The sequence below is a fragment of the Sphaerospermopsis reniformis genome (genome assembly GCF_005402885.1).
GTDB lineage: Bacteria > Cyanobacteriota > Cyanobacteriia > Cyanobacteriales > Nostocaceae > Sphaerospermopsis > Sphaerospermopsis kisseleviana.
Genome location: NZ_BJCE01000011.1, coordinates 24,483 through 48,946, shown reverse-complemented (window position 1 = coordinate 48,946; position 24,464 = coordinate 24,483). Strand labels below are relative to the sequence as shown.

Sequence of the window (24,464 nt, the reverse complement as noted above, 5' to 3'; positions counted from 1 at the left end):
TGGCTAATTCCCAATAGCAGGCATCTTCAGCACTGATTATAGCGTATAATCTGAGTATCTTTGCACTTAACCTTCATTTCCTCAAAAGCAGTTGTGGTGAAGGTTAGATAGTTTTCGGAGATGTCTAATATCCTGTAAATCCTTAAATCCTGTAAATCCTGATTCTGACAATTTAATATTTTACCTCTTTCCCATATCCCCAAAAATCAACATCTAAAAATCCTCATCCCCGCAAAATTTTTTCACCCAAAACACTTGACAAAATCCTCAGACTTGACACATACTAATATGATGGAAATCTGTGTCGCACATATATAACGTCTTTTTAACAACTCAATCCTAAAAATCTTTAAATCCTGGTTATCCTGATTCTGACAAATAAGATTTTATCTCACGCAAAGTCTTTCTTCTTACTGTCACCTGTACCCTGTAACCTACTATTGGAACTCCGTACAAAAAAACGTTACCCTAAACACAGGAAATAATTCCAAAATCTAAAATCCAAAATCTAAAATCTAAAATCAAATGACTTCTACCACTCAAATCCAAGCATTAGATGTACCTACAGCTATATTACAACGTCGTTCTATCAAAACCTTTAAACCAGATCCCATTTCCCCAGAAATGCTTAAACAACTGGTAGAATTAACCGTAGCAGCACCCAGTAGTTTTAACACCCAATCTTGGAGAATAGTTTTAGTTCAAGATGAAAATCAAAAAGTTGCATTATGTGAAGCATCTTGGAATCAAAAACAAATTATTCAAGCACCTGTAACCTTTGTATTTGCTGCTGATGCAACTGCTGGAGAACAAGATTTAACACCCATTTTAGAACAAGGATTAAACACCGGCGCTTGGAATGAGGGAACAGTTAATTATTTTAGAAATGCTATTCCCCAATTTCAAGAAGCTTTAGGAGATAAGCGTCGGGAATATGCTATTAAAGATGCCATGATAGCTGCTACAAATTTAGTATTAGCAGCAGAAAGTTTGGGTTTATCTACCTGTTTTATGAATGGTTGGATTGAAGATAAAGTAAAAGCAGTGATTGGTGCAGAAAATAACCCAGATATTTGTATTGCAGTGGTTGTACCTGTAGGATATGCAGCCGAACCCCGTTTAAATCCTGGTCGTTTACCGTTATCTGCTAATGTATTTGTGGATAAAATAGACAACCCATATCAAGATTAATGAACAATATCTAAGTAACAATATCCCCGACTTCTTGATTTCATTTTGTAAATCAATTCAATTATTTTTTCAACAGAAGTCGGGGATCTGAATTTATCCATGTTGTAAAAAATCAATCTTAGGCAATAAAGGATCATTAACTATTCCCAAACCTGCAAATCCCCAACGTTTTAATAAACTTCCCACCTGTGTACCTGGAATAGATTCTACAGCTAAACGACTCGCTAAATCAGCAGCATGAGCATTTAAATAACTGAGTGCTTCAAAATCTTCTTTAAACAATAATAAATATCCTGATTTATCCTCATCAATTTTTGCAGTGAGATATTTACCATCTGTCTTTGACCGAATAATATAATAAACTTCAGAAAGCATAATTTTTAATTCGTAATTCGTAATTATTCCCTATTCCCCATTCCCTATTTTCTAATTCAAATCTTCTAATTTAATTCTTGGATCAGCAGCTTTTAACATTAAATCAGCAATTAAATTTCCTAGAATTAATAAAACCGCACTCATCACTAAACTAGCCATGACTAAATATTCATCTTTTGCCAAAACAGCTTGTAAAGTTAATTTACCCAAACCAGGCCAGTTAAAGAAGTTTTCTGTAATAAATGCACCACTTAATAAACTTGCTAATTCAAATCCTAACAAAGTAATTAAAGGGTTAATAGCATTCCGCAAAGCATGAACATAAATAACACGGTTTTCTGGTAATCCTTTAGCACGAGCAGTTTGAATATAATCTTGCCGCAAAACATCCAATAATTGACCACGCATGATTCTTTGTAAACCAGCAAAACTGGTAATACTTAACGCAATCAAAGGTAAAATCATGTGCCAACCGATATCTAAGATTTTTCCGAACCATGTCAGTTCACCATGATCAATGCTAGTCATGTTACCCACAGGAAATAAGGGGGTAGTGACTTGGGCTAAGAATAAGAGAAATAAGGCAGTGATAAAACTAGGAAAACCTTGTCCAGCGTAACTTAAAACCTGTAAAATCTTGTCCGTCGGGCGATTTTGTTTAACCGCAGCGAGAATACCCAGAGGAATAGCGATCGCCCAAGTTGTAAATAAAGAAGCGATCGCTAACAACAAAGTCGCTGGTACTCTTTCCCACAACAAAGACGACACAGAACGCTGATAAACAAAACTTGTCCCAAAATCACCCCTAGTCATAATTTGCTTCAACCACAACCAAAATTGCTCAGGCCAAGACTTATCCAAACCAAACTGTTGTGTAATTTCTTTAATCCGTTCTGGTGAAATCTTAGAATTGTGTATCAATGTAAGTAAAAAAGTACCTGGTGACAATTTCATCACAAAAAACGACAACGCAGAAGCTAGAAAAATAGTTAACAAAGCCTGTAGCAGCCGTTTTATCACATAAATAAAAGTTTCATCTGTGACTAGCTTAATCAGCCAATCTCGACCAGTCTCTAAAGCAATTTTTGTATTAGTCATTAGTTGTTAGTTGTTAGTCATTAGTCATTAGTCATTAGTCATTAGTCATAAGTCATAAGTTAATTCTACCCAATCACCAGTCACCAATCACCTAATATTCAACCAAAGAAATAATTGGTACATCTGGTAAATACTTGCGTCCTTGCAAATCCCGTAGCTCGATGATAAACCCAAAACCCACAAGTTCACAGCCAATCTTCTGTACCAAAGTAGCTGTTGCACTTGCAGTTCCACCCGTAGCAATTAAATCATCTACAATCAAAACCCTGCTACCTGGATGTAAAGCATCCTGATGTACCTCCAAGCAATCTGTACCATACTCTAGTTGATAATCAATTCTGTGAACTGCTGCGGGTAACTTGCCTTTTTTGCGAACCGGAATAAAACCAGATCCCAATTTATAAGCCAGAGGCGCGCCAAAAATGAAACCCCGTGATTCCATACCCACAATGCAATCAACTGAGATTTCCAGTTCAATACATTTTTGTGCTAAAAAGTCAATAGTGTATCGCAAACCCTCTGGATTACGCAGTAGAGTTGTAATATCTCGAAATACAATTCCAGGCTTAGGAAAATCTGGTATGTCACGAATCAGAGATTTTAAATCCATCGTATTCAGTAGTAACAGGGAATAGAAAATAGGGAATAGGGAAGCAGGGGGAAATTATTTGTATTTTCCCAGTCACCAGTCACCAATCCCCTGAAAAATCGTACACTATAATTTCATCTTTTGGAGATTATTGCTGTAAGTTTCGTCAATCATTGACAATAACTAAGAATTTAACCCAAGCTAGAGATGTATTTGTACCGTTAAACTAGATAGGTTAGTAAACTGATGCTTTAAAAGTTTCATTAGAATATACGGGAATCTTGGTATAACAAAAGTAAGTATTGTATATATTGAGATGCTTATCCATAACCACAAAACCTGATTTCTGGTTTAGCTATCTATCTTAAATAGTGTTTAATGTTGTTTTATTCATCTCACTCAGTCTGTTGGCATAACACAAGGTATTTTAGAGCATGAATGTCTCCGCAAGCGTAAAGTCATTGAATGATCCAACTCCTGAGTCCATGCCGATGATACTGGACACATTACCAGATCCAGCCATAGGACCCAAGGGCTGTCCCCGCAGAACCACATTACAAATAGACTTGATGTTACTGGCAATTGAAGCTTTAGAATTGGGTGGTTCTGAAGCCATCCTCGCTTTTGCCCAAGAACTAGACCTAACAGGAATTGTCAAAAACCGAGTAAATCTATGGAGAATGCGTGCTTCTAACCCTTTAAGAAGAGCGCATAACCGCCGTCCCCTCACCATCATGGAAGCAAAAGCTTTAGTAGTAATTGCTTGCTACATAGCGCGGCGGTTAACAGTAGTTATCCGACAGATGCTAATGATATATCAGCAATTATCAGAAAAGCAGATTCCACTAGAGCAAAATTTACGACTAGCTAATTACCTAGAACGGTTTAGAGCGCATTTTAAAAGTCGGATGAATGCCAGACGTTCTGTTTTACTAACATTAAACTCAGACGAGAAATTAGATGAACTGGCTATAGACTTATTAGAAAAATTACTATTCTGCACAGGTACAGCTGGAATGCAGCGTTTCTGGATTTCTCTTTTTGACGGTGAAGTAGAGTAAAGTAGAATGAATATTCAACGTAAGTACAGTTTACCTAATTGCACGCTACTCTTAGAAGGGTTAAGTGATGTCGCCCCTACCACCCAATTTCAAGAACTGCGTCCAGAATTATCTATATTGGTGAATGCAGAATGCTATTTATCTAGTTATAGTCAGCCTATAACCGGAGGGCGAGAATTTTTTGAAAGCTTAGTCAGAGCGGTAAGCGCCTATGCTCAAGAATTTTTAAGTAATGTCCCCAACCCTCAAGCACACAACGGTGACTCAGAGTTAGTCGAGTTACAAAAAATTGATAGCAACAGACACAAGTTAATTGTACATTCAGAAATTACAGGTGATGGTTTGCAATCTCAATCAAACGCAGTTCAACAATCACCTATTCAAATTGATTTGAATACTGTACAGTTGTTTGATTTAGTCGAAGCTGTAGATCAGTTTTTTGCTGATACTCAAACCTTACCAGAGTTAACTTTGGAACTACAACCAGTCACCAGACGTTATAATGGTGCTAGTCAAACTATAATCAAACAAGCAGTACCAGCTACTGTAGGAGTATCCAGTTTAGCAGTAGCAGCGGTAGCCTTTAGCTTAATTCCTCCTCCCCAGGTACGTCCACCAGAACCGAAGCAAGAAGAACAAACCAGCACAGCAATACCCACAGCATCACCTACGCCTACCAGTGAAGCATCACCTACACCTACCAGTGAAGCATCACCTACAGCCTCAGCCACACCTATTATCAAAGATTTAGAAGCACTTCTAAATACAGTTCCAGAAATTACTGACCCCTCCCAGCTACGGGCATTGAATCGCCAAGTGTATAACCAAATTCATCCTGTCTGGGAGAATCGTTCGGAAATTACAGAAGATTTAGTCTATCGCTTGGGTGTAGCTGGTGATGGAAGTATTGTTGGTTATAAAGCTGTTAACAAAAATGCCAATGATGCAATAGAAAAAACTCCACTGCCAAAATTACTCTACAATCCTGCTAACCGCACTGTCACCAACGAACCCATTGCTCAATTTCGAGTAGTTTTTACCAGACAAGGTGTGTTAGAAATTAGTCCTTGGTTGGGATATACCAGAACACCAGATGTCATCGGTGAAAAAATCACTGATTCTAGTACACTCAAAGACTTAAATCAAAAGCTTTATAATACAATTCGCCAAAACTGGAGTGTTACACCTACCTTTAACAGAGAACTTAGATATCGGGTAGCCGTTAACAAAATTGGTGTCATCGCTGACTATGAACCACTTAATCAAGTCGCCTTTGACTATTTTCGAGAAACACCCTTACCACAAATGTTTCAATCTGTCTACGGTTCAAATCAAGCTGCTCCCAACAATAAAGAACCTCTTGCCCATTTCCAGGTAGTCTTCAAATCTAACGGCACTCTTGAAGTCACTCCCTGGCAGGGATACAGGTAACTGGGGACTGGGGACTGGGGACTGGGGAAGAAAGCAGGAGGAGAATATTAACTTTTGTCTATTGCCTATTGCCTTCTTTCTGTTCCCTGTTCCCTGTTCCCTTTTTTACCAATTACCAATTACCAATTACCAATTACCCATTTATTTGGCGATTTTCCGCATATAATTCCCCCATAACTGGGCAGCTTGACCACTGCTACCAGATGTAGGGGAATTGTTGTCATTTCCTAGCCAAATGCCAGTTACAAGTTGCCGACTGGGAATAAAACCAATAAACCATAAGTCAACGTTTTTATCTGTTGTTCCGGTTTTACCCGCTTCTTCTCCCAGTCCAATAGATGCACCACGACCAGTACCACTGGAAACTACCCTCTGCATCATATCGGTCATTGTATTGGCGATACTTGTTTTTAGCACTCGCTTATTACTCTCTCGATCCTGGTCGTAGGAATAGATAACACGGCAGGTCTTTAAATCATTGCGATCTTCACAATCGCTGCTGTCTAAAATTCTGCTAATAGCATGGGGGCGATTCCATACACCACGATTGCTAATAGCACCAAAAGCGCCGGTCATCTCCAAAACGTTAACTACACTTTGACCCAAGACTAAACCAGGAACAGCTTCCAGTGAGGATTTGACCCCCAAACGCTGCGCCATTTCTACAACTTTATTTAATCCTACTTCTCTGGCAATTCTTAAAGCAATGGGATTTTCTGAGAGTGCCAAACTTGTGGCTACATCTAAACTACCACCACCAGAGCGGCAGGGTCTGTAAGTAAAGCCTTGCCAGGGCAAAGCAGCGCAAGAATAAGTTCTAGATGTTGGTATTCCCTGCTCTAAAGCAGCAGCGTAAGCAAAAATTTTGAAGGTAGAACCAGGTTGTCTTTGAGCTTGTACCGCCCGATTAAATTGGCTTTTTTTGTAATCAGTCCCCCCTACCATTGCTAAGATGCTGCCAGTTTTCGCATCTAGGGTAACAAGCGACCCCTGGGAAAATCGCAAGTTGGACCCGGCGTTACTCACTGAATTTCGTAAAGCTGATTCTGCTTGGGCTTGCATTGCTGGATCTAACTGGGTTTCGATGATATAGTTACCTTCTCTTGCTGCTCCTTCTCCTAATATTGATTCCAGTTCTTGAAAGACGTAATTATAAAAGTAAGGGGCTATTGTCTGAGCTTGTCTTTCGCAAACTTTAGGACTAACTTGCACTGTAGAACGTCTGGCACGGTTGGCATCTTCGACGCTAATTTTGCCCATGTCCAGCATCCGCCTAATTACACGATTGCGGTAATCTGCTGCGTCCAGTTTTCTTGGACCATCTCCACAAAAATTGAAGGCGTTGGGTGCAGGTAAAATTGCTACTAGGGTCGCTGCTTCTGCTAATGTTAATTCTTTAGCTGATTTTTCAAAGTAATATTTAGCCGCATCTTCAAAGCCCGAAGTATCAGCACCTAAAAATACTCTGTTTAGGTAAGTCAGTAAAATTTCATCTTTGCTGTAAAAGGTTTCTAACTTCAGGGAGACAATAGCTTCACGCACTTTCCGCCCCAAGGAATCTTGTCTACCTACATAATCGCGGAATAAACTGCGGGCAAGTTGTTGAGTAACTGTACTGGCTCCTTGTTGTACGTCACCGCTACGACTATTGATTAATACGGCTCGCAAAATCCCTAAAGGATCAACTCCAAAGTGCCAGTAATAACGACTATCTTCAGAAGCGACTACCGCAGCAGGTAAATAAGGACCAAATTCTGATAACTGTTTTAAGTCTACGTGAGCTATGTTCCGTGGTTCTCGTAGTGGTGTGGATCCATCACGGGCATAAATTACTACCGGGGCGCTGGTGGCTGTAGGTAGGGGTCTAATGGAAAATTTTGTCCATTCTAAGCCAATAGCTAGGGCAAATAAGGCGCTGACACTCCCAAAACCATAAAATGCCCATGTTCCTGCTTTGATATACCAGGGGGGCGGATCGAAGTATTGCAAACGCACTGAAGCTGCAAGTTCTGGTGGTCCCAAGGTGAAAACGTCACCATGACGCAGTTCTAGGGATGTGACTCTGCGCTTGCCAATATAAATGCCATTGGTGGAGTTTTCATCTTTGATGGTGAAAACCGATGTTCTTTGGCTGGAATCACGCGATAGGGACAGGTGAATCTGGCTGACTACTGGGTTACGGACGACGATATCGCAGGATTTGGAACTGCGACCAAGTATATAGCGATCGCCCAATAGGGGATATATTTCCGCTTTGTCCGCTCCCGCATCCTGCACCCAGATTTCCGGTACTTTGGCATTCGGCTTGAGCGCCAGTTTGGAAAAATCTACCCTGGCTTGAATTGTATTTACTGCTTGCGTCAGTTGACCAAGTAAGGTTTGTGGCTTTTGCGGCGGTTGCGGGGAACTCATCGGCTATATCACATCACGGCTGTTGGTGAAGACAGAATCGTACGGATCGCAATTTTAATGCTAGTCTTACACCATTTTACTCACAAGCCAAAAATAAATTGGCTGTACTGAATTTAAAGGTATTCAAGTAAACCTTTTGATGGATTGGCAAGTAAAATTAACTTGTAATTTTTGTCACTGCTTTCTACATCACAAATTAGTTGCTTGGACATAAAATGCTGATTTTATCCAATAAAGCCAGCGTTACAAGTTCAAATACAATCTTTCTCTGTGTATTCCTTAAAACTTCTATTCAATTGACAAAATATTTAAATTTTACTTTTGTCAAAGACCTATAGCATTATTCAAAGAATTTTACATCTTCCTTGAGGCTGATTTTGTCCCATCAAGAGTTTGATTTAATTAGCGCAGTGTTCCGTTGACCTTGAGGTTAATTTCAGAATGAAGGGAAAATCTCTGACCCTGATTGGTACTGCCATGACTTTGGCGCTTACTGGTAACGCTGCTATGGCTCAATCAAGTGAATCTTTGTTGGTAGAATCAAGTGACTCCTCTATGGGTACAGCGGCGGAAATTAAGATGTCACCAGAAGGAATGAAAATTCTCTGTCAACGTTTCCCGCTTAATTCACGTTGTCCAGGTGGGATACCACTTGATAGGAATTTTCTGAGTCCTGTTTCATCACCAGAAACTAATCTACAAACTAATCCACAAACTAATCCACAAACTAATCCACAAACTAATTTTATTGAGAGCAATACTGACGTAGATAATACCACAGTACCAGTTACACCAATTAACCCAAGTCCTGATAATTCCAACCAATTGACTCCTGTTCCAGAAAGCTCTCCTGTAACAGAGTTTTCTAGCCCAGAGCAAGTTCCTGTGAATATTTTACCACAAACTGCCCCTTCTGGTACTTAAATCTGAATCTTTTAACTCAAATTTCTACTCCTTAAAGAACAACTCTCGCTACATTTATTTGTTCGATCAGGGGATTTTTTACAAGTTTGCATCAACAAAAAATAGTCTCTATCACTAAACAGCGGATTTTTCAATGTTAAGAAACCGCTGGTATTGGCGATAGAGATATTTCAATAATTGACAATGGACAATTGACAATTACCTCTGGTTTGTTCGTGAGAGGATGGGGAAAATTGACAATGGACAATTATCAATTGTTATCGTATTCTGTGATGAGAATTTGGTGTTTTTTGGAAAGATGCAATTAAAAGGCAAACAATACCAATACTAATACAAGAATCAGCTAGATTAAAGACTGCAAAGTTGATGAGGCGAAAATCGAGAAAATCAACGACATAGCCTAAAGCAAATCTATCAATACCATTACCCATAGCTCCGCCTAAAATTAAACCATAACCTAACTGTTCCCAAAAACTTAATACTGGTCCCCAGGATGCGATCGCCATCAACACTAAACTCACTCCCAAGGATAACCAGCGCAACCATTCTACTTTACCACTTAAAATACTAAAAGCAGCCCCTGTGTTGGTGAGATATGTAAAGTGAAATATTCCTGGTAGCAGTGGTAATGTTTCTCCTAACTCAAAGGTTTTTACTACCCATAATTTTGTTAATTGGTCTACCACAAAAGCAACGAAAGCAGCAATCCAAAAAAGTCTATTTTTTAAACGCATGGTAAATTTGTCAATTAGTCATGAGTCATTAGTCATTAGTTATTAGTTATTAGTCATTTCACCGTTATTCCCAATGCCCAATGCCCTAATTAATAAAACATGATATGTCGTAATACATAAGCTATGATGGTGACAGCGCAGACTACAGCTAGTTGACCGGGAAGCGAAAACCAGGAATATTTGAGGATTGCTTGCATTAAAGGTAGATGTTCTGCACCTCTCCAGGGAAAAAGATAACTGATCATTAAATAAGCAATACCGCATAAGTGGACTGTTGACAAACCACAAAGGCAACTAAAAGCCAGGGTTTCTAAACGAGGTCTGGCTTTAAAGGCAAAATATCCGCAAATCCAAGCTCCTGGAATAAAACCGAGCAAATAGCCAAACTGAGATAGTTTAACATATCCTATACCACCTCCTTCGGCAAATACAGGCAATAATGTTAATCCCATGACTAGATAAGCAATCTGGGAAAGCGCACCAGCATTTTTACCTCCTAAACAACCTACCAACAGCACTGCACCAACTTGATAGCTGACACCTAAAGAAAAGGTTTTAATTCCTTGCTGACTCCAACTCCAAGGTAAGGTAGTGCCATAGGCTTCTAGGAACGTGCCACCCATTGTCAGGAGTAAGCCAATCATGGACCATAATAATTGATTGGAAGCAGCAAACATTGATCAGGCAATAGGGAATAGCCCAAAGGTAACACTAACAGCAACCACCAGTATATGTAAAAATCGCAAATGTAACCAATCAATTCAGGAGTCAGGAGTCAGGAATCAGAATATTTGTTTGTAGCAGGAATTTACAGGAGTAAGTTTTTCATCAACAACCAATGACTCGAAAACTCTCATCAATTCTTAATCCTGTATTCTGTGTCCTGAATCCTTACCCAATCAAAGCAAATTGATATACTATTAAGTAGGTAGGCGTTAAAAATTGTCGTTATAACAAGGCAGGAGGCATCTATGCTGGAGGGAAAAGGTTGTTAGCAATTTTACATTTTTGTACTTGCTTTGGTTTTTTCCTGTCGACTTACTTGTAATTAATTTGCGAACAGAGTAGGCTATTTTGATCAGAGCTAAATCAATATTTGACCGTATTGTTTCCTAAATAATCTATAATTAGAGTGTAATTTGTATTACTAAATATAACAACTAATTCATCAGATGAATTTTGGGCATTGATTAGGAAAACAGAAAATTTTTGGTTTGTTAACCTTTTGTTTACCTGAGATTAAATATTTAGAGGTATGTTAGAGGCGTTTCTCTTATTATGGCAATTTACAAAATTTAGACAGCAATGCTATTACGCAAAATTTCTGTTAAAAATAATCGCGTCAAAACCGCTATTTCCGTAGTAGCACTGACATTAGGTTTAGCAGCTTGTGGGGGAGATTCCAGCCCAAACAACACTGCTAATACTGATAATTCAGGCAATACTGAAAATACTGCTGCCACTACCCCTGCTAAAAATTTGGATTTAGGTGGAGATGTTACATTGACAGGTGCTGGTGCATCTTTTCCTGCTCCACTTTACCAAACTTGGTTTACTGAATTGAACAAAAAATATCCGAGTTTAAAAGTTAACTATCAGTCAGTGGGTAGTGGTGCTGGAGTTGAACAGTTTACCAAAGGTACTGTAGACTTTGGTGCTAGTGATGTGGCCATGAAGGATGAGGAAATCGCCAAAATACCAGCAGATAAAGGGGTAATGATGCTGCCTGTAACTGCTGGTAGCATTGTCCTGGCTTATAACCTGCCAGATGTTCCTGAACTGAAACTACCACGAACCGTATATACTGATATTCTACTAGGTAAAATCAAAACCTGGAATGATCCAGCGATCGCCAAAGCTAACCCTGATGCTAAGTTACCAAACCAACCCATAACTGTCATCCATCGTGCTGATGGTAGTGGAACTACAGGTGTATTTACAAAACATCTCAGTGCTATCAGTCCAGAATGGAAAGCAAAAGTTGGTGAAGGAAAAAGTGTAAAATGGCCAGTGGGCGTTGGTGGTAAGGGTAATGAAGGTGTAACTGCCCAAATCCAACAAACTCAAGGTGCTATTGGTTACATAGAATATGGTTACGCTAAACAAAGCAATTTAAAATTTGCTGCTTTGGAAAACAAAAGTGGTAAATTTGTGACTGCAAATGCGGAATCAACATCTAAAACCTTAGAAGCTGTAACTTTACCAGAAAATCTCCGCGCCTTTATTTCTGATCCAGAAGGTGCAGATTCTTACCCCATTGTCAGTTATACTTGGATTCTGGCTTATAAAAAGTATCCTGATGCAGCCAAAGCGAAGGCAATGGAAGCAGCGATAGAGTATGCTTTGACTGACGGACAAAAGCTGTCTGATGAACTAGGTTATATTCCCTTACCAGCAAATGTGGTTACTAAAGTAGCTGCTGCTGCTGATCAAATCAGTCCTAGTTATAAAATTGCTGTTGGTGACTCCACCAATGCGAGTAAGTAATTTCACTCTTCCGTCTATGCTCAAGATAATCAATCATTGAATTACTAAATCAGTTGGGAACCCTGATTATTTAGTATCAAATGCCAAAAGGTAACGAAATGATAATTTCATTTATAGCCATCCCCAAGGTTATCACCGCAAGCATTTGACTTGTGACTTTTGACTTTTATTTGGTTCCCCTCACATTTTTTTCGATTTTCTTTCTAGAGTCAGTATTCATGAATACAAATTTTCAGAATCTGTCATTAGCTGTTAAACAACGCTCGGAACTTGATAAATCTCTAGATAGGGGCTTTATTTGGTTGACAAGGATTTTTGCTCTGGTGATCGCTGGTATTCTCCTATGGATAGCGTTGCAAGTCGCTTCTAGTGCTTGGCCTGCTATCCAAGAATTTGGGTTGGGCTTTTTAGTTCAAAGCAGTTGGAACCCAGTTAATGATAACTATGGAGTTTTACCAGCAATTTATGGAACTCTGATGAGTTCTTTTATTGGCTTGTTGTTAGCTGTACCCATTGGCGTGGGTACGGCGGTTTTATTAAGTGAGAATTTTCTCCCATCTCAGGTGCGGTTGGTTTTAGTATTTTTAGTAGAATTACTAGCTGCCATTCCTAGTGTTGTCTATGGAGTATGGGGAATTTTTGTTTTAATCCCGATTTTAAATGACGTGGGTAAATGGTTACACAGTTCTTTAGGTTGGATACCATTTTTTAGTTCTACACCTACAGGACCTGGGATGTTACCAGCAGGAGTAATTTTAGCAATTATGACTTTACCAATTATTACTGCTATCTCCCGTGATGCTTTAATTTCCCTTCCCCCTAGTTTACGTCAAGCAGCTTTAGGACTGGGTGCAACTCGTTGGGAAACTATTTTTCAAGTCCTCATTCCTGCGGCATTTTCCGGTATTGTCAGTGCTGTCATGTTAGCACTCGGCCGAGCAATGGGCGAAACAATGGCTGTCACCATGTTAATTGGTAATTCTAACAATATTAATATTTCTCTGTTAGCTCCTTCTAATACCATTTCTTCACTACTAGCAAATCAATTTTCTGAAGCCAGCGGTCTGCAAGTTTCGGCTTTGATGTACGCTGCTTTAGTGTTGTTTTTACTGACGTTGTTAGTTAATATTCTGGCGGAGTTTATTGTTATTAGGGTGAAGCGACTTTAATTACAGCAGCAATCAGAATGATTATGAAAAAATGCAGATGAAAATTTAAAATTATGCACGTTTTTTCATACTAATTCGGTTTCTGATTGCTAGTTATACATACCAGCAAAAATGACTTTTTGTAGAGTCAATCCAAAATCTAAAATCCAAAATCTAAAATAGAATGACTTCTCTATTTCCCCAAAATAGCCTGACTCGCTCCCCTACTTCTCCCCGCACTTTATTTAACACGGTGATGACAGTAGTAGCGTTTATATGTGGAGCATTGGCGCTATTTCCTTTGTTGGCTGTACTTTCTTATGTATTGTTTAAAGGCTTCAGCAGTCTCAGTCTTGATGTGTTTACCCAACTACCACCAGCACCTTTCAGAAAAGGCGGTGGTTTCGGTAATGCTATTTTGGGAACTTTGCTGATGGTGGGTATTGGTGCTATCATCAGTATTCCTACAGGAGTATTGGCAGCTATTTATTTAACAGAATTTAGTAATGGTAAAATTGCTCGGTGGGTACGCTTTGCTACTAATGTTTTGAGTGGTGTTCCCTCAATTATTGCAGGTGTTTTTGCATACTCGATTGTGGTTTTAACATTGACAAATCTCAATCTAGGCTCTTACTCAGCTTTGGGTGGTGGGTTTGCTTTAGCAATTTTAATGTTGCCAATTATTGTCCGTACAACCGATGAAGCCTTACAGCTTGTCCCCCAGGACTTACGACAAGCATCTTTGGGTTTAGGCGCAACTAACTTTCAAACAGTTATACAAGTTGTTGTACCAGCAGCTTTACCAGCTATTGTAACTGGTTCGACTTTGGCGATCGCCAGAGCATCGGGAGAAACTGCACCATTATTGTTTACTGCACTCTTTTCTTCTTTTTGGCCTGATGGTTTACTCAAACCTACCGCGTCCCTAGCTGTTTTAGTTTACAACTTCGCTATTTCACCCTTCCAAAATTGGCAGTCTCTAGCTTGGGCAGCTTCTTTAATTTTGGTGTTGATGGTTCTGATTACAAGTATTATCGCTCGCTGGGCAACTAGGCAAAAAGCTTAACAAAAGCTCATAAACATTATGCCTACTTTACAACCTAACTCTAAAATATCTATGACTATGAACACCAGTACAATCAACGATGCTAACGTTGTGTTACGTACAGAAAACCTGAATATTTATTACGGTAACTTCTTAGCTGTACAAAATATTTGGTTGGATATTCCCAAAAATAAAGTTACTGCTTTTATCGGTCCTTCTGGTTGTGGTAAAAGTACATTACTACGTTGCTATAATCGCCTGAATGATTTAATTGACTCATTCCGTGCAGAAGGTAAGGTTTATTTTGATGATAAGAATTTGTATGCATCTGACATTGATCCAGTAGAAGTGCGTCGTCGCATCGGGATGGTGTTTCAACGACCAAACCCCTTTCCTAAATCAATTAAAGAAAATATTGCTTTTGGTGCGAGAATTAACGGCTACAGAGGTAATATTGATGAATTGGTAGAACGGAGTTTGCGTCAAGCTGCTTTGTGGGATGAAGTGAAAGATAAACTCAACCAAAGTGGTTTGTCTCTTTCTGGTGGACAACAACAAAGGTTATGTATTGCTAGAGCGATCGCAGTACAACCAGAAGTAATACTCATGGATGAACCTTGTTCCGCACTTGATCCTATTTCCACTTTGCGGGTTGAAGAACTCATTCACGAACTTAAAGAACAATACACGATTGTGATTGTTACCCACAATATGCAACAAGCTGCGCGGGTTTCTGATAGAACAGCTTTCTTTAATGTTAAAACTTCGGAAAAGGGTGGACGTACAGGCTATTTAGTAGAATACGCCCCAACAGAATTAATCTTCAACAATCCGCAACAAGAAGATACAAAAGCTTACATTAGTGGTAGATTTGGTTAAATATCGTAGTTGTGTCACAGTTTGTTTATACCTGAACCTTGTCGGGGTTTAGCAATGCTGAACCCTTACTATCTCCTGTTATATTTGTTAATTCTTATGGTTTAGCTCCTCATCTTTGAAAATAGACAACAAAGTAAGTTAAGAAAGTTTGTGCTTTCAACTTACTTAACCTTGAACAACAAGCATAGTAAGATAAGCGGGCGGCGGGAATCGAACCCGCATTAATAGCTTGGAAGGCTATAGTTTTACCACTAAACTACGCCCGCGAATTTCCAACTATTTGAATATAACAGAACCTTCCTGAAATTGCAAGCCCTTATTGAAAATTTATCGGTTCAATTCTAATCCGCACATATAAATTGCTTAACTCTGGTTTTGAGCCATCCTGATTATACGCACCTATAAAGCTTTCTTGTTGAAACATCTCATTTAATGCTTGTTCATAAATACTTTCTTCACTGCGAAGTACCGCAGGTTCGAGATTGATAATTACCGCTTGTTGAAAGTTACCGTTTTTATCAATAATTAAACTGGCTAGTATATTTGCTGGTTTTAATCCAGAGTCACTTGCAAGAAAATTAAGCTTTAAGTCCTTGTTTGGAGAACCTTTATATTCTGCCAGTACATCAGGTAAACCATCTACTCTTAATTTTCCATCTTGTCTTAATTGTTCTATTTCATCTCTCAGTATAGGATCAATATTAGCTAGGAAACCTCCTATGTTTGCAGTTGTGGTTTCTTGTGATGTGGGAGTTGGTGTAGTTTCTGGTTCTGGGGTGGGATTTGGTGTAGTTTCTGGTTCTGGGGTGGGATTTGGTGATTCTGAAGGAATATCATTTGGTAATAAAATTCCCTTTCCCAGCTTAATTTCTTGACGACGATTCCAGGGAAGATCATTGAATGGAATAGTCTGTGTGGGAGTAGGTTTAGGAGTAAATTGTACTTGAGGTGTAAATGTAGGTGTGGGTGTAGGTGTAGGTGTGGGTGTGGGTTCTAATTGTTGATGATTAACCTCAGTATTTTTGCTTTCTCCCTGTTGTGAAAGATTGAGATCAGAATTTATCACCTGATCATCTGGGTTTTCAGGAGTGGTGAGAGTAGTTTTTGGTAAAGATGCTGTAACAGACTTTTGACTGGAAGAAGAAACTTTTGGTTTAACGGTTGTGGGTTGTGATTCTTGTGATTCTACAGCAGATGGAATATCGATCAAATCAATAGCAATATAATCTTGATTCGACCGAGGAATCCACAGTAGAAATGGTTCATAGGAGCGCAGTAACCAAAACACGAACAGATGTAGGAAAATCGAACCTGTAAATACAGCAGTCCAAAACCAAGGTGGATCAGTATGTCTGTATTTGATGGTTTCATCATGCAGTTTAAAACTGGATTTGACATTGTTCATGTTTGAATATCCAGTAGAACTTGACTTTACTCATTAGCTATAGAAGCATCTAAATCTGTTCTCACGACAAAAGTGAGGACTGTTTCATCTATTCCTTTCAGTTCCAGGGGACTACCTTTAGTAATTTCTTCTTCCTGCAAATAATCAGCAACAGCAGCAGAAACTAAGATAGTACCAGGTATAGCCGCGGCTTGCAATCTAGCAGCAATATTCACAGAAGGACCAATAGCCGTATAATCAGCACGTTCTTCACTACCAAACATCCCCACCACTGCTGTACCTTGGTGAATGCCACAGCGAAACTGTACACCTTTACGGCCATCTGTTTCAAATATACCCTGTTCTAGCCAACGCTTATTTAAATTTACCAGGGCTTGTTGCATTCCTCTGGCAGTATTGATAGCACGACGCACCTGTTCATTGGGTGTGAGGTCTTCTGGCGCTCCGTACAAAGCTAAGATAGCATCTCCCATAAATTTATCGACAGTACCACCATTCTGAAACACAACTTTAGTCATAGTTTCCAAATATTCATTTAGCACCTCTGCGACTTTTCGGGATCTGAGAGTATTGGATAGCTGGGTAAAACCCACAATGTCACTAAACAAAACTGTCACTAAACGCGGTTCTGGGCGCAAATCTAGAGACAAAGTTCCCGCAGCGGCTTTCTGGACTAACGCAGTGGGTAAAAAGCGTTTGAGTACAGATTCTGTCAAGTAAGTGTTTAGCTCCAAAACTCGTTTTTCATTTTCCTTCAAGGCTAAAAGATTGCGTGCCTCTGCCAGCAGTTCCCGATCATTAAATGGTTTAGCTAAATAAGCATCTGCACCATATTCTGTTCCTTGAATACGAGTTTCGTCATCAGCTTTTGCAGTCAGGAGAATGACAGGTGTACCTCGCATCAAATCATCAGTGCGAATCATCTGAATCATTTCTAATCCAGTCACTAAGGGCATCATTAAGTCAGTGATAATCAGGCTGGGGAGAATTTCTCGTGCCAAATTATATCCTTCGTAGCCATTACGAGCGGTAGTTACTTGATAGCACGGACGTAAAATATTGGCTACATAGTCTCGCATATCTGGGTTATCTTCTACCACTAAGATTAATTGCTCAGGATATGGGTCAGTAGTATCAATTTGTCCGTTAGAATCGACAATTTGTAGATTCGGTGATGGATCTCTGGTGATAATTTCTCTGTGATCAGATGCTGATCCTACCTGTTCTAAATTCGCTAGTTCTACATTGGCGCGGCTGATATTTAATTCGCAGGGTGTATCTAGTACCTGTTCTGGAGGTAAATGCTCTGAACCTGTCAACAGGCGAATACTAAATTGAGTACCTTGTCTATAAACTGATTGGACGCTGATTTCGCCACCGTGGATTTCTACTAATTCTTTAACCAGGGATAAACCCAATCCACTCCCTTCATAGGAGCGGTTTTCTGAACCTTCAGCTTGACGGAATCGCTCAAATAGGTGGGGAATTTGTTCGGGAAGAATACCAATTCCTGTATCTTGAACTTGTAAGACGCAAGCATTACCGTCATTGAATAATCTCACAGTGATTTTACCCCCATCGGGAGTAAATTTCATGGCATTGGACAACAGGTTGTAAAGTACCTTGTCAAATTTTTCCATGTCCAAGTAGACTGTTGGACATTCAAACAAATCCGTAATTACTCTCAGTCCCTTTCGCTCACAATAAGGACGAAATGAATCGACTATTTGGTTCACAAATTCAACTAGACTGCAAGGACGGAAACTCGGTTGCATTTTACCAGCATCCAAGCGTTGTAAATCGAGTAGTTGATTTACCAATCGTAACAGACGGCGAGAATTGCGGAGGGCGATCGCACATTGCTCTGGGGTTAAGCCTTCTCCGCTTTCGACTGCCGACTCTAAAGGTCCTTGAATTAAAGTGATAGGGGTGCGAAATTCATGGGAGATATTTTGGAAAAATTCGGTTTTTTGTTGATCTAATTGGATTAAACGTTCCGCCTGTTCACGAGTTGTTTGGTATAAACGAGATTGTTGGACAGCGATCGCAGCTTGAGCGGCCACGGCCTTAGCCAGTTCAATTTCCGATGGTAGCCACTTACGGATTTTCTCACCTTCTCTCAGAGAAATACTACCAATACATTGACCATCAATTAATAAGGGAACGACCATGAGCGATCGCGGTCGCATTTTCAAAGGTAGGTCAAATGCCTGGACATCTGAGGGAGAGTGATTTATATCCGTAATTACAACAGGTTCTTTTGTTCGCAATATTTCTAAAAAAATCGGATTTTTCCTGATCGGAGCTTGGGAACTAGACAACTGCTGAGTTAAAGCTCGCCGATTTCTAGTGAGGTTATTTTCGGGAAAATTCTCCAGATGTTTAGAACTGTCATACAAACCTACACAATGGACAAATTCATCTTCCTGAGTCCATAAAGACAGAACACAGCCATCAACCTGCATAGCTTGTCCCAATCTTTGGGTGATAGCAGCAAAGATATCTTGTGGGTCTAGACTAGAGCGAATCTCCCTAGTAATTGTATTAATTAAACCTTCTCGCTTCGCCAAAGCTTCTACTTGTTCATAAGCATAGGCTTGAGATAAAGCTAAGGCTGCCTGATCAGCGACAATTGATAGCAGTTCTACCTCTTCCTCTTCCCAAATACGGATTTGATCGCACTGGTGCAAAGCTAATACTGCTCTTAGTTCTTGTTGACAAATCAGCGGCACTACTAAACTAGAACATATATTAGCTTCTTTAAAAGCAGCAGCCCGTTTTTCACGACTTTGAATGCGGTCATCACCAGTCACATTATGAATTACTTGCACTGCATCAATTTCCCACACTGTCTGAGCTAAAAGAGGTAATGGGGTGATAGAGACCTGATTTGCGGTAGCTAACTTGTTATTGTCTTTAGATAGAGGTGGAGAAAAAGCATCATTGTTCTCAGTAGCGGATCTCTGTTGGTCTAGCAATGATGCTTGAGTAGATTTTTGGTAGATAAATCCTTCATCTGCCAATTTTTCATCTTGAAAGGGACGTAACAGGCAAACATCCACCTCCAACATATGCCCCACTGTATCAACAATGGTTTGTAAAATTTGCCGATAGTCTAGGGCGCTACGAATAGTATTAGTGACAGTATTCAATAGGGATTCTCTCCGCAGAGTCCGAGTCAGTTCGCGGGTTCTGGCTTTCAAGACATTATGGGTATCCAACGCTTGACGGACTACGGCTTTCAGTTCTTCAGCTTCCCAAGGTTTCGTAACATATTTAAATACCTTGCCAGAGTTAATCGCCTCCACCAAGTCTTCAACATCAGTGTAGCCAGTTAAAATAATCCGAATAATATCTGGGTATTGAGTTGCTGTCAGACTTAAAAATTCCGTACCGCTCATCATTGGCATCCGCTGATCAGAGATAATCACAGCGATATCCCCTTCTTGTGCCAGCAATTCCAGAGCTGCATGTCCAGAGTTAGCTCTCAAAACCTGATACTCACGATAGAAACTGCGGTAAAGCAAGTCTAGGTTGTCTGGCTCATCATCGACAACCAAAATTTTTGGCTTACTGTTTCTGTTTGCTTGTGATGTCATGCACAGCTTTCCTGCTGCAACGGCAGTCGGATAAAGAATAATCTGCTCAGATCAAGGTATTTCTGAATCAGGTAAGGTTCAAGCATTTCGACCAATAAATTGCTGGGACACATGACAGCTAGATGCCAAAGTGTGTAATTAAAGTTATTGAAATTATTGTTTTTCAGGATTTGTCATCAGCAGTTTGCCCCTCTTCCGCAGGACAGTTTATTGGATTGTCATTTTTGATTTACCGTGTAAATTTCAACTGACTAATTCTTTTCTCACCTCCTTTTATAACCTGCTGGTGCTACATCAGACCCTGTCCTCCAGAGAAAAGAGTATAAACTATATATTGATTTTTCCCATTCCATCCGTGATACTAACACTTAAAGCTGATTTTTTGTGATCTAGGTTATGTTAGAGTGATGAATATGACATATAATAACTATATTTCAAAATAAAGTATAGTATTAAACAAGTACCTCTTGGTAATTAGACATCTGATGACAATTATTGTAGGGACAATTCATGAATTGTCCCTACAGGGATTCGGGGATTATGCACATTTAATTACCACGAGATGTCTATTGAGCAATCACAACGTGATCGGTGACAGGCTTCGCCGTGAGTTGCCACAGTCTCAACTACAGCATAACCTCATGACTAATGACAAGTGACGAATTACAAAAACTATACTCAAGCCAACTTTCCTTAAATTAACCTCAATCCTCAACTAGCTTTGAAATCCTGGTTTTTTCACCCACATCACCAACAGTTAGTTACAGATACACGTATCCTCAATTCTTGGCAGTTCCAAATCCGTGCAGCTACATCTGCTGATTTACCAGGGATTGCCCAAATCATTGCTGAAAGTTTTCACTCCCAAAAAGGTTTATGGGGATGGGCTTTTCCTTTATTCCGTTTGGGTATTTATGAAGACTTAAAGTATCGTCTAGCGTCAATGACACCTCATCACGTCTGTTTGGTGGCTGTTGACATCAGTACCACAGGCACTCATCAAATACTGGGAACTGTGGAACTGGGTGTGCGTTTCAGTGATAGTTGGACAAATATTCAAAAGAGTTATCCCTATTTGTCTAATTTAGCTGTTCACCCACAATACCGTCGGTATGGTTTGGCTTCCAGTTTACTGATTAGTTGTGAACAAGTGTGCCAAGACTGGGGATTTGAAGATTTATATCTTCATGTCTTGGAAAATAATTATCAAGCCAGGCAGCTGTATTTCAAGTTGGGATATCGCGTGCATGGAGTTGAATCTAATTGGAACAGCTTTTTCTTTTATCCCTCACGGCAGATTTTCTTGCATAAACACCTGACTCCTGACTCCTTGATATCCTGACTTCTGACTGCTGCTATAGTTAGGGTTTGCTGAAAAAGTCCTTTCGTTAGGGCTAGGAGTCAGGAGGAGAATTAAAGACATTTTTTCATTTCTGTCCGCCCAGAAAAGTGCAAGGTTTTTCAGACTCAAGACGCTATAACGAAAGCACCTACTGTCTTTTTTATGAGCCTCAAACCTTTGATTTATGAGGCTTTTTGGTTTATTCAGCAAACCCTAGTTAAGTTTCTTTAATATTCGACACTTGTGCTTATAAAAACTTTAAGAAAAAATTGCTGGAGTTAAAGACAAATCTGCCTCAATCCCATAAAATAGACATCTCCAGAAAAGAAGTTATGGGATATCTAGATGTCTGATTTTTCCGTTAAATTATCGCCCATAAGCTTCGCCCCTACAACTTATGACAAATTAATACATTCTATTTTGGAGATGTGTAATATAATTATTAATTTTTGAACACTACTGAATTTTGTTGTCGTCTATTTATTTAGGGTTGGTAAACAATTTTTAATGATACAAACATAATCTTTGATTTAATTAAACAGTTACTCAATTGACGTTTTTAAGTCCATATTCCCAGGGCATGGCAAATGTTTAGAATGTCTTTAAATGATAATTTTAGATAGTAGCTGTTACAACTGGGGGAATATCCGCAAAGCACTGCCTTGGCTACACAAACTAAGTCCTCCTGCACTGGCTAATTTCAACCGACATAGGTGGGGTTTACTTTTTTGATAATATACTATATTATAATATTTCTGTGCCTGTGCAAAATAGGAATGCTTCTTCTATTACCATCAATTTCATTAAAAATTTGAAAAACATGGATAGCGAACAACGCCAACGCTATCAAGCTGCTATAGTATCAACTTATTGCTCTGAAACTAGTTTCCTGGACAAACCTACCATGCGAGATGGTAGTGAGCGATCGCATAGCACTGATATTCTTGCGTCATTACATAGCGGAAAAGTTTTGATAGTTAATAGTCGTAAGCGCAACGGGTTAATAGTTGGGAAACGCTATCATGCAGAGTTTGCGGGTCCTGGAGCAGTTGTAGGTGGGGATTATGACAGGGATTGTCAGTTTGTCATACCTATAGGTAATCTCTCCTTATTAGCTCCTGAATCTCATGAAGAGCTTCAGAAGGCTTACTTGATTAGAAGACAATGGATTCGCTTAATCAAACAAATTACAGAAAATCCAGTTCCTGTACAGAGAGTACAGAAAATTCTGGAACAATTTGCACAGTATTTTCCAGCAGAAATGGTTGCTGATTTGCCAGATGCTGCCTTTGCTATGTTAGTGGGTGTGTTGCCGCAAACAGTGACAATAGTGCGTCGTCTTGGCAATGATTTAGACGACGAATGTTTTGATTATTAATAGTGAATATAGTTAATATTCAAGCTTGGCTAAAGCTGTTTTTAATCGCGTCAAGGTACGAGAGTTTTCTTCTGGTGTTCCTAGAGTAATTCGTAATCCCCCAGGCAGTGATCTGATCAAAGTGCCTTCATTTGTGAGTGTTTGATTGATCATTTTTAAAGCTTCATTGACTGGTTGAGAAGTCTTCGGTTTCAGACGCAGGTAAATAAAGTTAGTGTCACTATCTGCAATTTCTAATGCTGGGTGTGGGGATAAAGCCATGATCAGTTTACTGCGTTCACTCAGAGTTTGGGGAATGGAACTTAGCAAAAGTTGACGATTTTGTACAGCTACTAAAGCGGAAGCAAGGGAAAAACTGGGTAGATTGTAAGGAAGACGGACTTTTTCTAAAATAGCGATCGCATCGGGATGACCTACACAATAGCCTACTCGCATAGCTGCTAACCGGAAAGCTTTGGAAAAAGTCCGCAACACTACCCAGTTTGGATGCTGTGCTAATTCCCCAACTAAGCTAGTTTGGCTAAATTCAAAGTAAGCTTCATCAATCACTACCAAAATTTCCTCTGGTAAACTTTTTAACCATGTTACTTCTGCCGCAGTCAAACTATTAGCTGTGGGAGAATTGGGATGAACAACGAAAACCACTCGAATTGGAGGATTTTGAGTTTCTTCCAGTGCTGATTGTGCCGCTTTCAAATCTATTTCAAAATTGCTTTCATTTCTACCCACACTCACCACAGTAATACCTAGAGTTTGCGCCAAAATAGCATACATGGAAAAAGTGGGGTTAGCAACTAAAACAGAACCTTCTCCCCCCAAACAAGTGGCGATTAATAAAGAACGTATGAGTTCATCGGAACCATTACCTACAGAAATATGAGCAGCGGTGAAAGTGGAGGATGAAAGGTTAGCTGACTCATTGACATATTCGGCGATCGCTTCTTTGAGCGCCTCATGTCCACCATCAGGATAACGATTGCTTTCAATGACTTGTTGAAAAGTCCAAGCTAATTTTTCTTTGATCTCTGATGGCAAATCATAGGGACTTTCATTAGTATCCAGCCGATCAAATTGCGTTGCAGCCGGTTCGCTTGTATTGCTGCTGGGGTGGGGTTTGTAAGCAGAAAATTGGTTTAAATCAGAACGAATAAATGGAAGCATCATTTGTTAGTTGTTAGGGAACTATTAACAGGGAACAGAAGGCAGGAAGTTCAGGAGTTCAGGAGGCAGGAGGCAGGAGTCAGAAGTTCAGGAGGCAAGAAGTAATGTAAGGTTTGCTGAAAAAGTCTTCTCGTGAGGGCAAGGAGTCAGGAGGGAGAATTAGAAGTAGCCAAGAATGACTGATTTGGAAATAAAAGTGATCAGT

General features: G+C 39.6%; 19 protein-coding genes and 1 tRNA gene. 10 read left to right on the top strand and 10 right to left on the bottom strand.

Annotation, left to right across the window (positions count from 1 at the left end):
- Positions 1-525 precede the first annotated feature (525 nt).
- Positions 526-1,191 carry a nitroreductase family protein gene (locus FFR48_RS03075; RefSeq protein WP_137666333.1) on the top strand — a complete coding sequence of 222 codons (666 nt, stop codon included), beginning with the start codon at positions 526-528 and terminating at the stop codon, positions 1,189-1,191.
- A 93-nt stretch (positions 1,192-1,284) separates the two neighbouring features.
- Here the strand turns inward: FFR48_RS03075 and FFR48_RS03070 are convergent, their stop codons facing one another.
- From FFR48_RS03070 to FFR48_RS03060, 3 genes are all read right to left on the bottom strand, one after another.
- The gene (locus FFR48_RS03070; protein ID WP_096567490.1) at positions 1,285-1,566 is read right to left on the bottom strand and encodes a hypothetical protein; all 282 of its coding nucleotides are present in this window, start codon (positions 1,564-1,566) and stop codon (positions 1,285-1,287) included.
- Between the two features lie 51 nt (positions 1,567-1,617).
- Complete coding sequence (locus FFR48_RS03065) at positions 1,618-2,664, bottom strand: ABC transporter permease (protein WP_137666332.1); 1,047 nt, start codon at positions 2,662-2,664, stop codon at positions 1,618-1,620.
- Between the two features lie 91 nt (positions 2,665-2,755).
- Entirely contained in the window at positions 2,756-3,274 is a 519-nt protein-coding gene (locus FFR48_RS03060; RefSeq protein WP_096567487.1) for an adenine phosphoribosyltransferase, read from the bottom strand.
- Between the two features lie 413 nt (positions 3,275-3,687).
- On the opposite strand from FFR48_RS03060, the gene FFR48_RS03055 reads away from it, so the two are divergent.
- Both FFR48_RS03055 and FFR48_RS03050 read left to right on the top strand, forming a co-directional pair.
- The gene (locus tag FFR48_RS03055; RefSeq protein ID WP_096567485.1) at positions 3,688-4,314 is read left to right on the top strand and encodes a DUF3038 domain-containing protein; all 627 of its coding nucleotides are present in this window, start codon (positions 3,688-3,690) and stop codon (positions 4,312-4,314) included.
- A 6-nt stretch (positions 4,315-4,320) separates the two neighbouring features.
- Complete coding sequence (locus tag FFR48_RS03050; RefSeq protein ID WP_137666331.1) at positions 4,321-5,745, top strand: DUF4335 domain-containing protein; 1,425 nt, start codon at positions 4,321-4,323, stop codon at positions 5,743-5,745.
- Between the two features lie 141 nt (positions 5,746-5,886).
- Here FFR48_RS03050 and FFR48_RS03045 read toward each other — a convergent pair whose 3' ends face one another.
- Positions 5,887-8,157, bottom strand: coding sequence for a transglycosylase domain-containing protein (locus tag FFR48_RS03045; protein WP_137666330.1), 2,271 nt, complete (start codon positions 8,155-8,157; stop codon positions 5,887-5,889).
- Between the two features lie 441 nt (positions 8,158-8,598).
- Here FFR48_RS03045 and FFR48_RS03040 point away from each other — a divergent pair, with 441 nt between their 5' ends.
- Positions 8,599-9,081 carry a hypothetical protein gene (locus FFR48_RS03040; RefSeq protein ID WP_137666329.1) on the top strand — a complete coding sequence of 161 codons (483 nt, stop codon included), beginning with the start codon at positions 8,599-8,601 and terminating at the stop codon, positions 9,079-9,081.
- Positions 9,082-9,338: 257 nt separating this feature from the next.
- Here FFR48_RS03040 and lspA read toward each other — a convergent pair whose 3' ends face one another.
- A complete protein-coding gene (lspA, locus tag FFR48_RS03035; RefSeq protein ID WP_137666328.1) occupies positions 9,339-9,815 on the bottom strand; it encodes a signal peptidase II in 477 nt (158 codons plus the stop codon).
- Positions 9,816-9,904: 89 nt separating this feature from the next.
- Positions 9,905-10,492: a biotin transporter BioY gene (locus FFR48_RS03030; RefSeq protein WP_137666327.1), complete on the bottom strand. Its 588-nt coding sequence runs from the start codon at positions 10,490-10,492 to the stop codon at positions 9,905-9,907.
- Between the two features lie 628 nt (positions 10,493-11,120).
- Between FFR48_RS03030 and pstS the strand changes: the two genes are divergently transcribed.
- The 4 genes from pstS (at position 11,121) to pstB (ending at position 15,374) form a co-directional block, all read left to right on the top strand.
- Positions 11,121-12,302 (top strand): phosphate ABC transporter substrate-binding protein PstS, encoded by a 1,182-nt coding sequence (gene pstS / locus FFR48_RS03025; protein WP_137666326.1) that lies wholly within the window; start codon positions 11,121-11,123, stop codon positions 12,300-12,302.
- Positions 12,303-12,520: 218 nt separating this feature from the next.
- Entirely contained in the window at positions 12,521-13,471 is a 951-nt protein-coding gene (gene pstC / locus FFR48_RS03020) for a phosphate ABC transporter permease subunit PstC (protein WP_137666325.1), read from the top strand.
- Between the two features lie 163 nt (positions 13,472-13,634).
- Positions 13,635-14,516: a phosphate ABC transporter permease PstA gene (gene pstA / locus FFR48_RS03015; RefSeq protein WP_137666324.1), complete on the top strand. Its 882-nt coding sequence runs from the start codon at positions 13,635-13,637 to the stop codon at positions 14,514-14,516.
- 51 nt (positions 14,517-14,567) lie between these two features.
- A complete protein-coding gene (pstB, locus tag FFR48_RS03010; RefSeq protein ID WP_096572654.1) occupies positions 14,568-15,374 on the top strand; it encodes a phosphate ABC transporter ATP-binding protein PstB in 807 nt (268 codons plus the stop codon).
- A gap of 195 nt (positions 15,375-15,569) precedes the next feature.
- Here pstB and FFR48_RS03005 read toward each other — a convergent pair.
- The 3 genes from FFR48_RS03005 to FFR48_RS02995 form a co-directional block, all read right to left on the bottom strand.
- Positions 15,570-15,640: transfer RNA gene (locus FFR48_RS03005), tRNA-Gly, on the bottom strand.
- Between the two features lie 50 nt (positions 15,641-15,690).
- Positions 15,691-16,779 carry a hypothetical protein gene (locus FFR48_RS03000; RefSeq protein WP_137666323.1) on the bottom strand — a complete coding sequence of 363 codons (1,089 nt, stop codon included), beginning with the start codon at positions 16,777-16,779 and terminating at the stop codon, positions 15,691-15,693.
- A gap of 26 nt (positions 16,780-16,805) precedes the next feature.
- On the bottom strand, positions 16,806-20,378 hold the full coding sequence (locus tag FFR48_RS02995; protein ID WP_137666322.1) for a response regulator: 3,573 nt from the start codon (positions 20,376-20,378) through the stop codon (positions 16,806-16,808).
- A 721-nt stretch (positions 20,379-21,099) separates the two neighbouring features.
- On the opposite strand from FFR48_RS02995, the gene FFR48_RS02990 reads away from it, so the two are divergent.
- Complete coding sequence (locus tag FFR48_RS02990; RefSeq protein ID WP_096567463.1) at positions 21,100-21,720, top strand: GNAT family N-acetyltransferase; 621 nt, start codon at positions 21,100-21,102, stop codon at positions 21,718-21,720.
- 820 nt (positions 21,721-22,540) lie between these two features.
- Positions 22,541-23,098 carry a hypothetical protein gene (locus tag FFR48_RS02985; RefSeq protein ID WP_137666321.1) on the top strand — a complete coding sequence of 186 codons (558 nt, stop codon included), beginning with the start codon at positions 22,541-22,543 and terminating at the stop codon, positions 23,096-23,098.
- A 12-nt stretch (positions 23,099-23,110) separates the two neighbouring features.
- Here FFR48_RS02985 and FFR48_RS02980 read toward each other — a convergent pair whose 3' ends face one another.
- On the bottom strand, positions 23,111-24,259 hold the full coding sequence (locus FFR48_RS02980; RefSeq protein WP_137666336.1) for a histidinol-phosphate transaminase: 1,149 nt from the start codon (positions 24,257-24,259) through the stop codon (positions 23,111-23,113).
- Between the last annotated feature and the right edge of the window lie 205 nt (positions 24,260-24,464).

Bases quoted from the DNA above. Each gene is read 5' to 3' on its own strand.
- lspA (WP_137666328.1), bottom strand. From the start codon at position 9,815: ATGCGTTTAAAAAATAGACTTTTTTGGATTGCTGCTTTCGTTGCTTTT.
- FFR48_RS03040 (WP_137666329.1), top strand. From the start codon at position 8,599: ATGAAGGGAAAATCTCTGACCCTGATTGGTACTGCCATGACTTTGGCG.
- pstA (WP_137666324.1), top strand. From the start codon at position 13,635: ATGACTTCTCTATTTCCCCAAAATAGCCTGACTCGCTCCCCTACTTCT.
- FFR48_RS03000 (WP_137666323.1), bottom strand. From the start codon at position 16,779: ATGAACAATGTCAAATCCAGTTTTAAACTGCATGATGAAACCATCAAA.
- FFR48_RS03055 (WP_096567485.1), top strand. From the start codon at position 3,688: ATGAATGTCTCCGCAAGCGTAAAGTCATTGAATGATCCAACTCCTGAG.
- FFR48_RS03075 (WP_137666333.1), top strand. From the start codon at position 526: ATGACTTCTACCACTCAAATCCAAGCATTAGATGTACCTACAGCTATA.
- FFR48_RS03070 (WP_096567490.1), bottom strand. From the start codon at position 1,566: ATGCTTTCTGAAGTTTATTATATTATTCGGTCAAAGACAGATGGTAAA.
- FFR48_RS02985 (WP_137666321.1), top strand. From the start codon at position 22,541: ATGGATAGCGAACAACGCCAACGCTATCAAGCTGCTATAGTATCAACT.
- FFR48_RS03060 (WP_096567487.1), bottom strand. From the start codon at position 3,274: ATGGATTTAAAATCTCTGATTCGTGACATACCAGATTTTCCTAAGCCT.
- FFR48_RS03050 (WP_137666331.1), top strand. From the start codon at position 4,321: ATGAATATTCAACGTAAGTACAGTTTACCTAATTGCACGCTACTCTTA.
- pstB (WP_096572654.1), top strand. From the start codon at position 14,568: ATGACTATGAACACCAGTACAATCAACGATGCTAACGTTGTGTTACGT.
- FFR48_RS02995 (WP_137666322.1), bottom strand. From the start codon at position 20,378: ATGACATCACAAGCAAACAGAAACAGTAAGCCAAAAATTTTGGTTGTC.
- pstC (WP_137666325.1), top strand. From the start codon at position 12,521: ATGAATACAAATTTTCAGAATCTGTCATTAGCTGTTAAACAACGCTCG.
- FFR48_RS03065 (WP_137666332.1), bottom strand. From the start codon at position 2,664: ATGACTAATACAAAAATTGCTTTAGAGACTGGTCGAGATTGGCTGATT.
- FFR48_RS03030 (WP_137666327.1), bottom strand. From the start codon at position 10,492: ATGTTTGCTGCTTCCAATCAATTATTATGGTCCATGATTGGCTTACTC.
- pstS (WP_137666326.1), top strand. From the start codon at position 11,121: ATGCTATTACGCAAAATTTCTGTTAAAAATAATCGCGTCAAAACCGCT.
- FFR48_RS02980 (WP_137666336.1), bottom strand. From the start codon at position 24,259: ATGCTTCCATTTATTCGTTCTGATTTAAACCAATTTTCTGCTTACAAA.
- FFR48_RS03045 (WP_137666330.1), bottom strand. From the start codon at position 8,157: ATGAGTTCCCCGCAACCGCCGCAAAAGCCACAAACCTTACTTGGTCAA.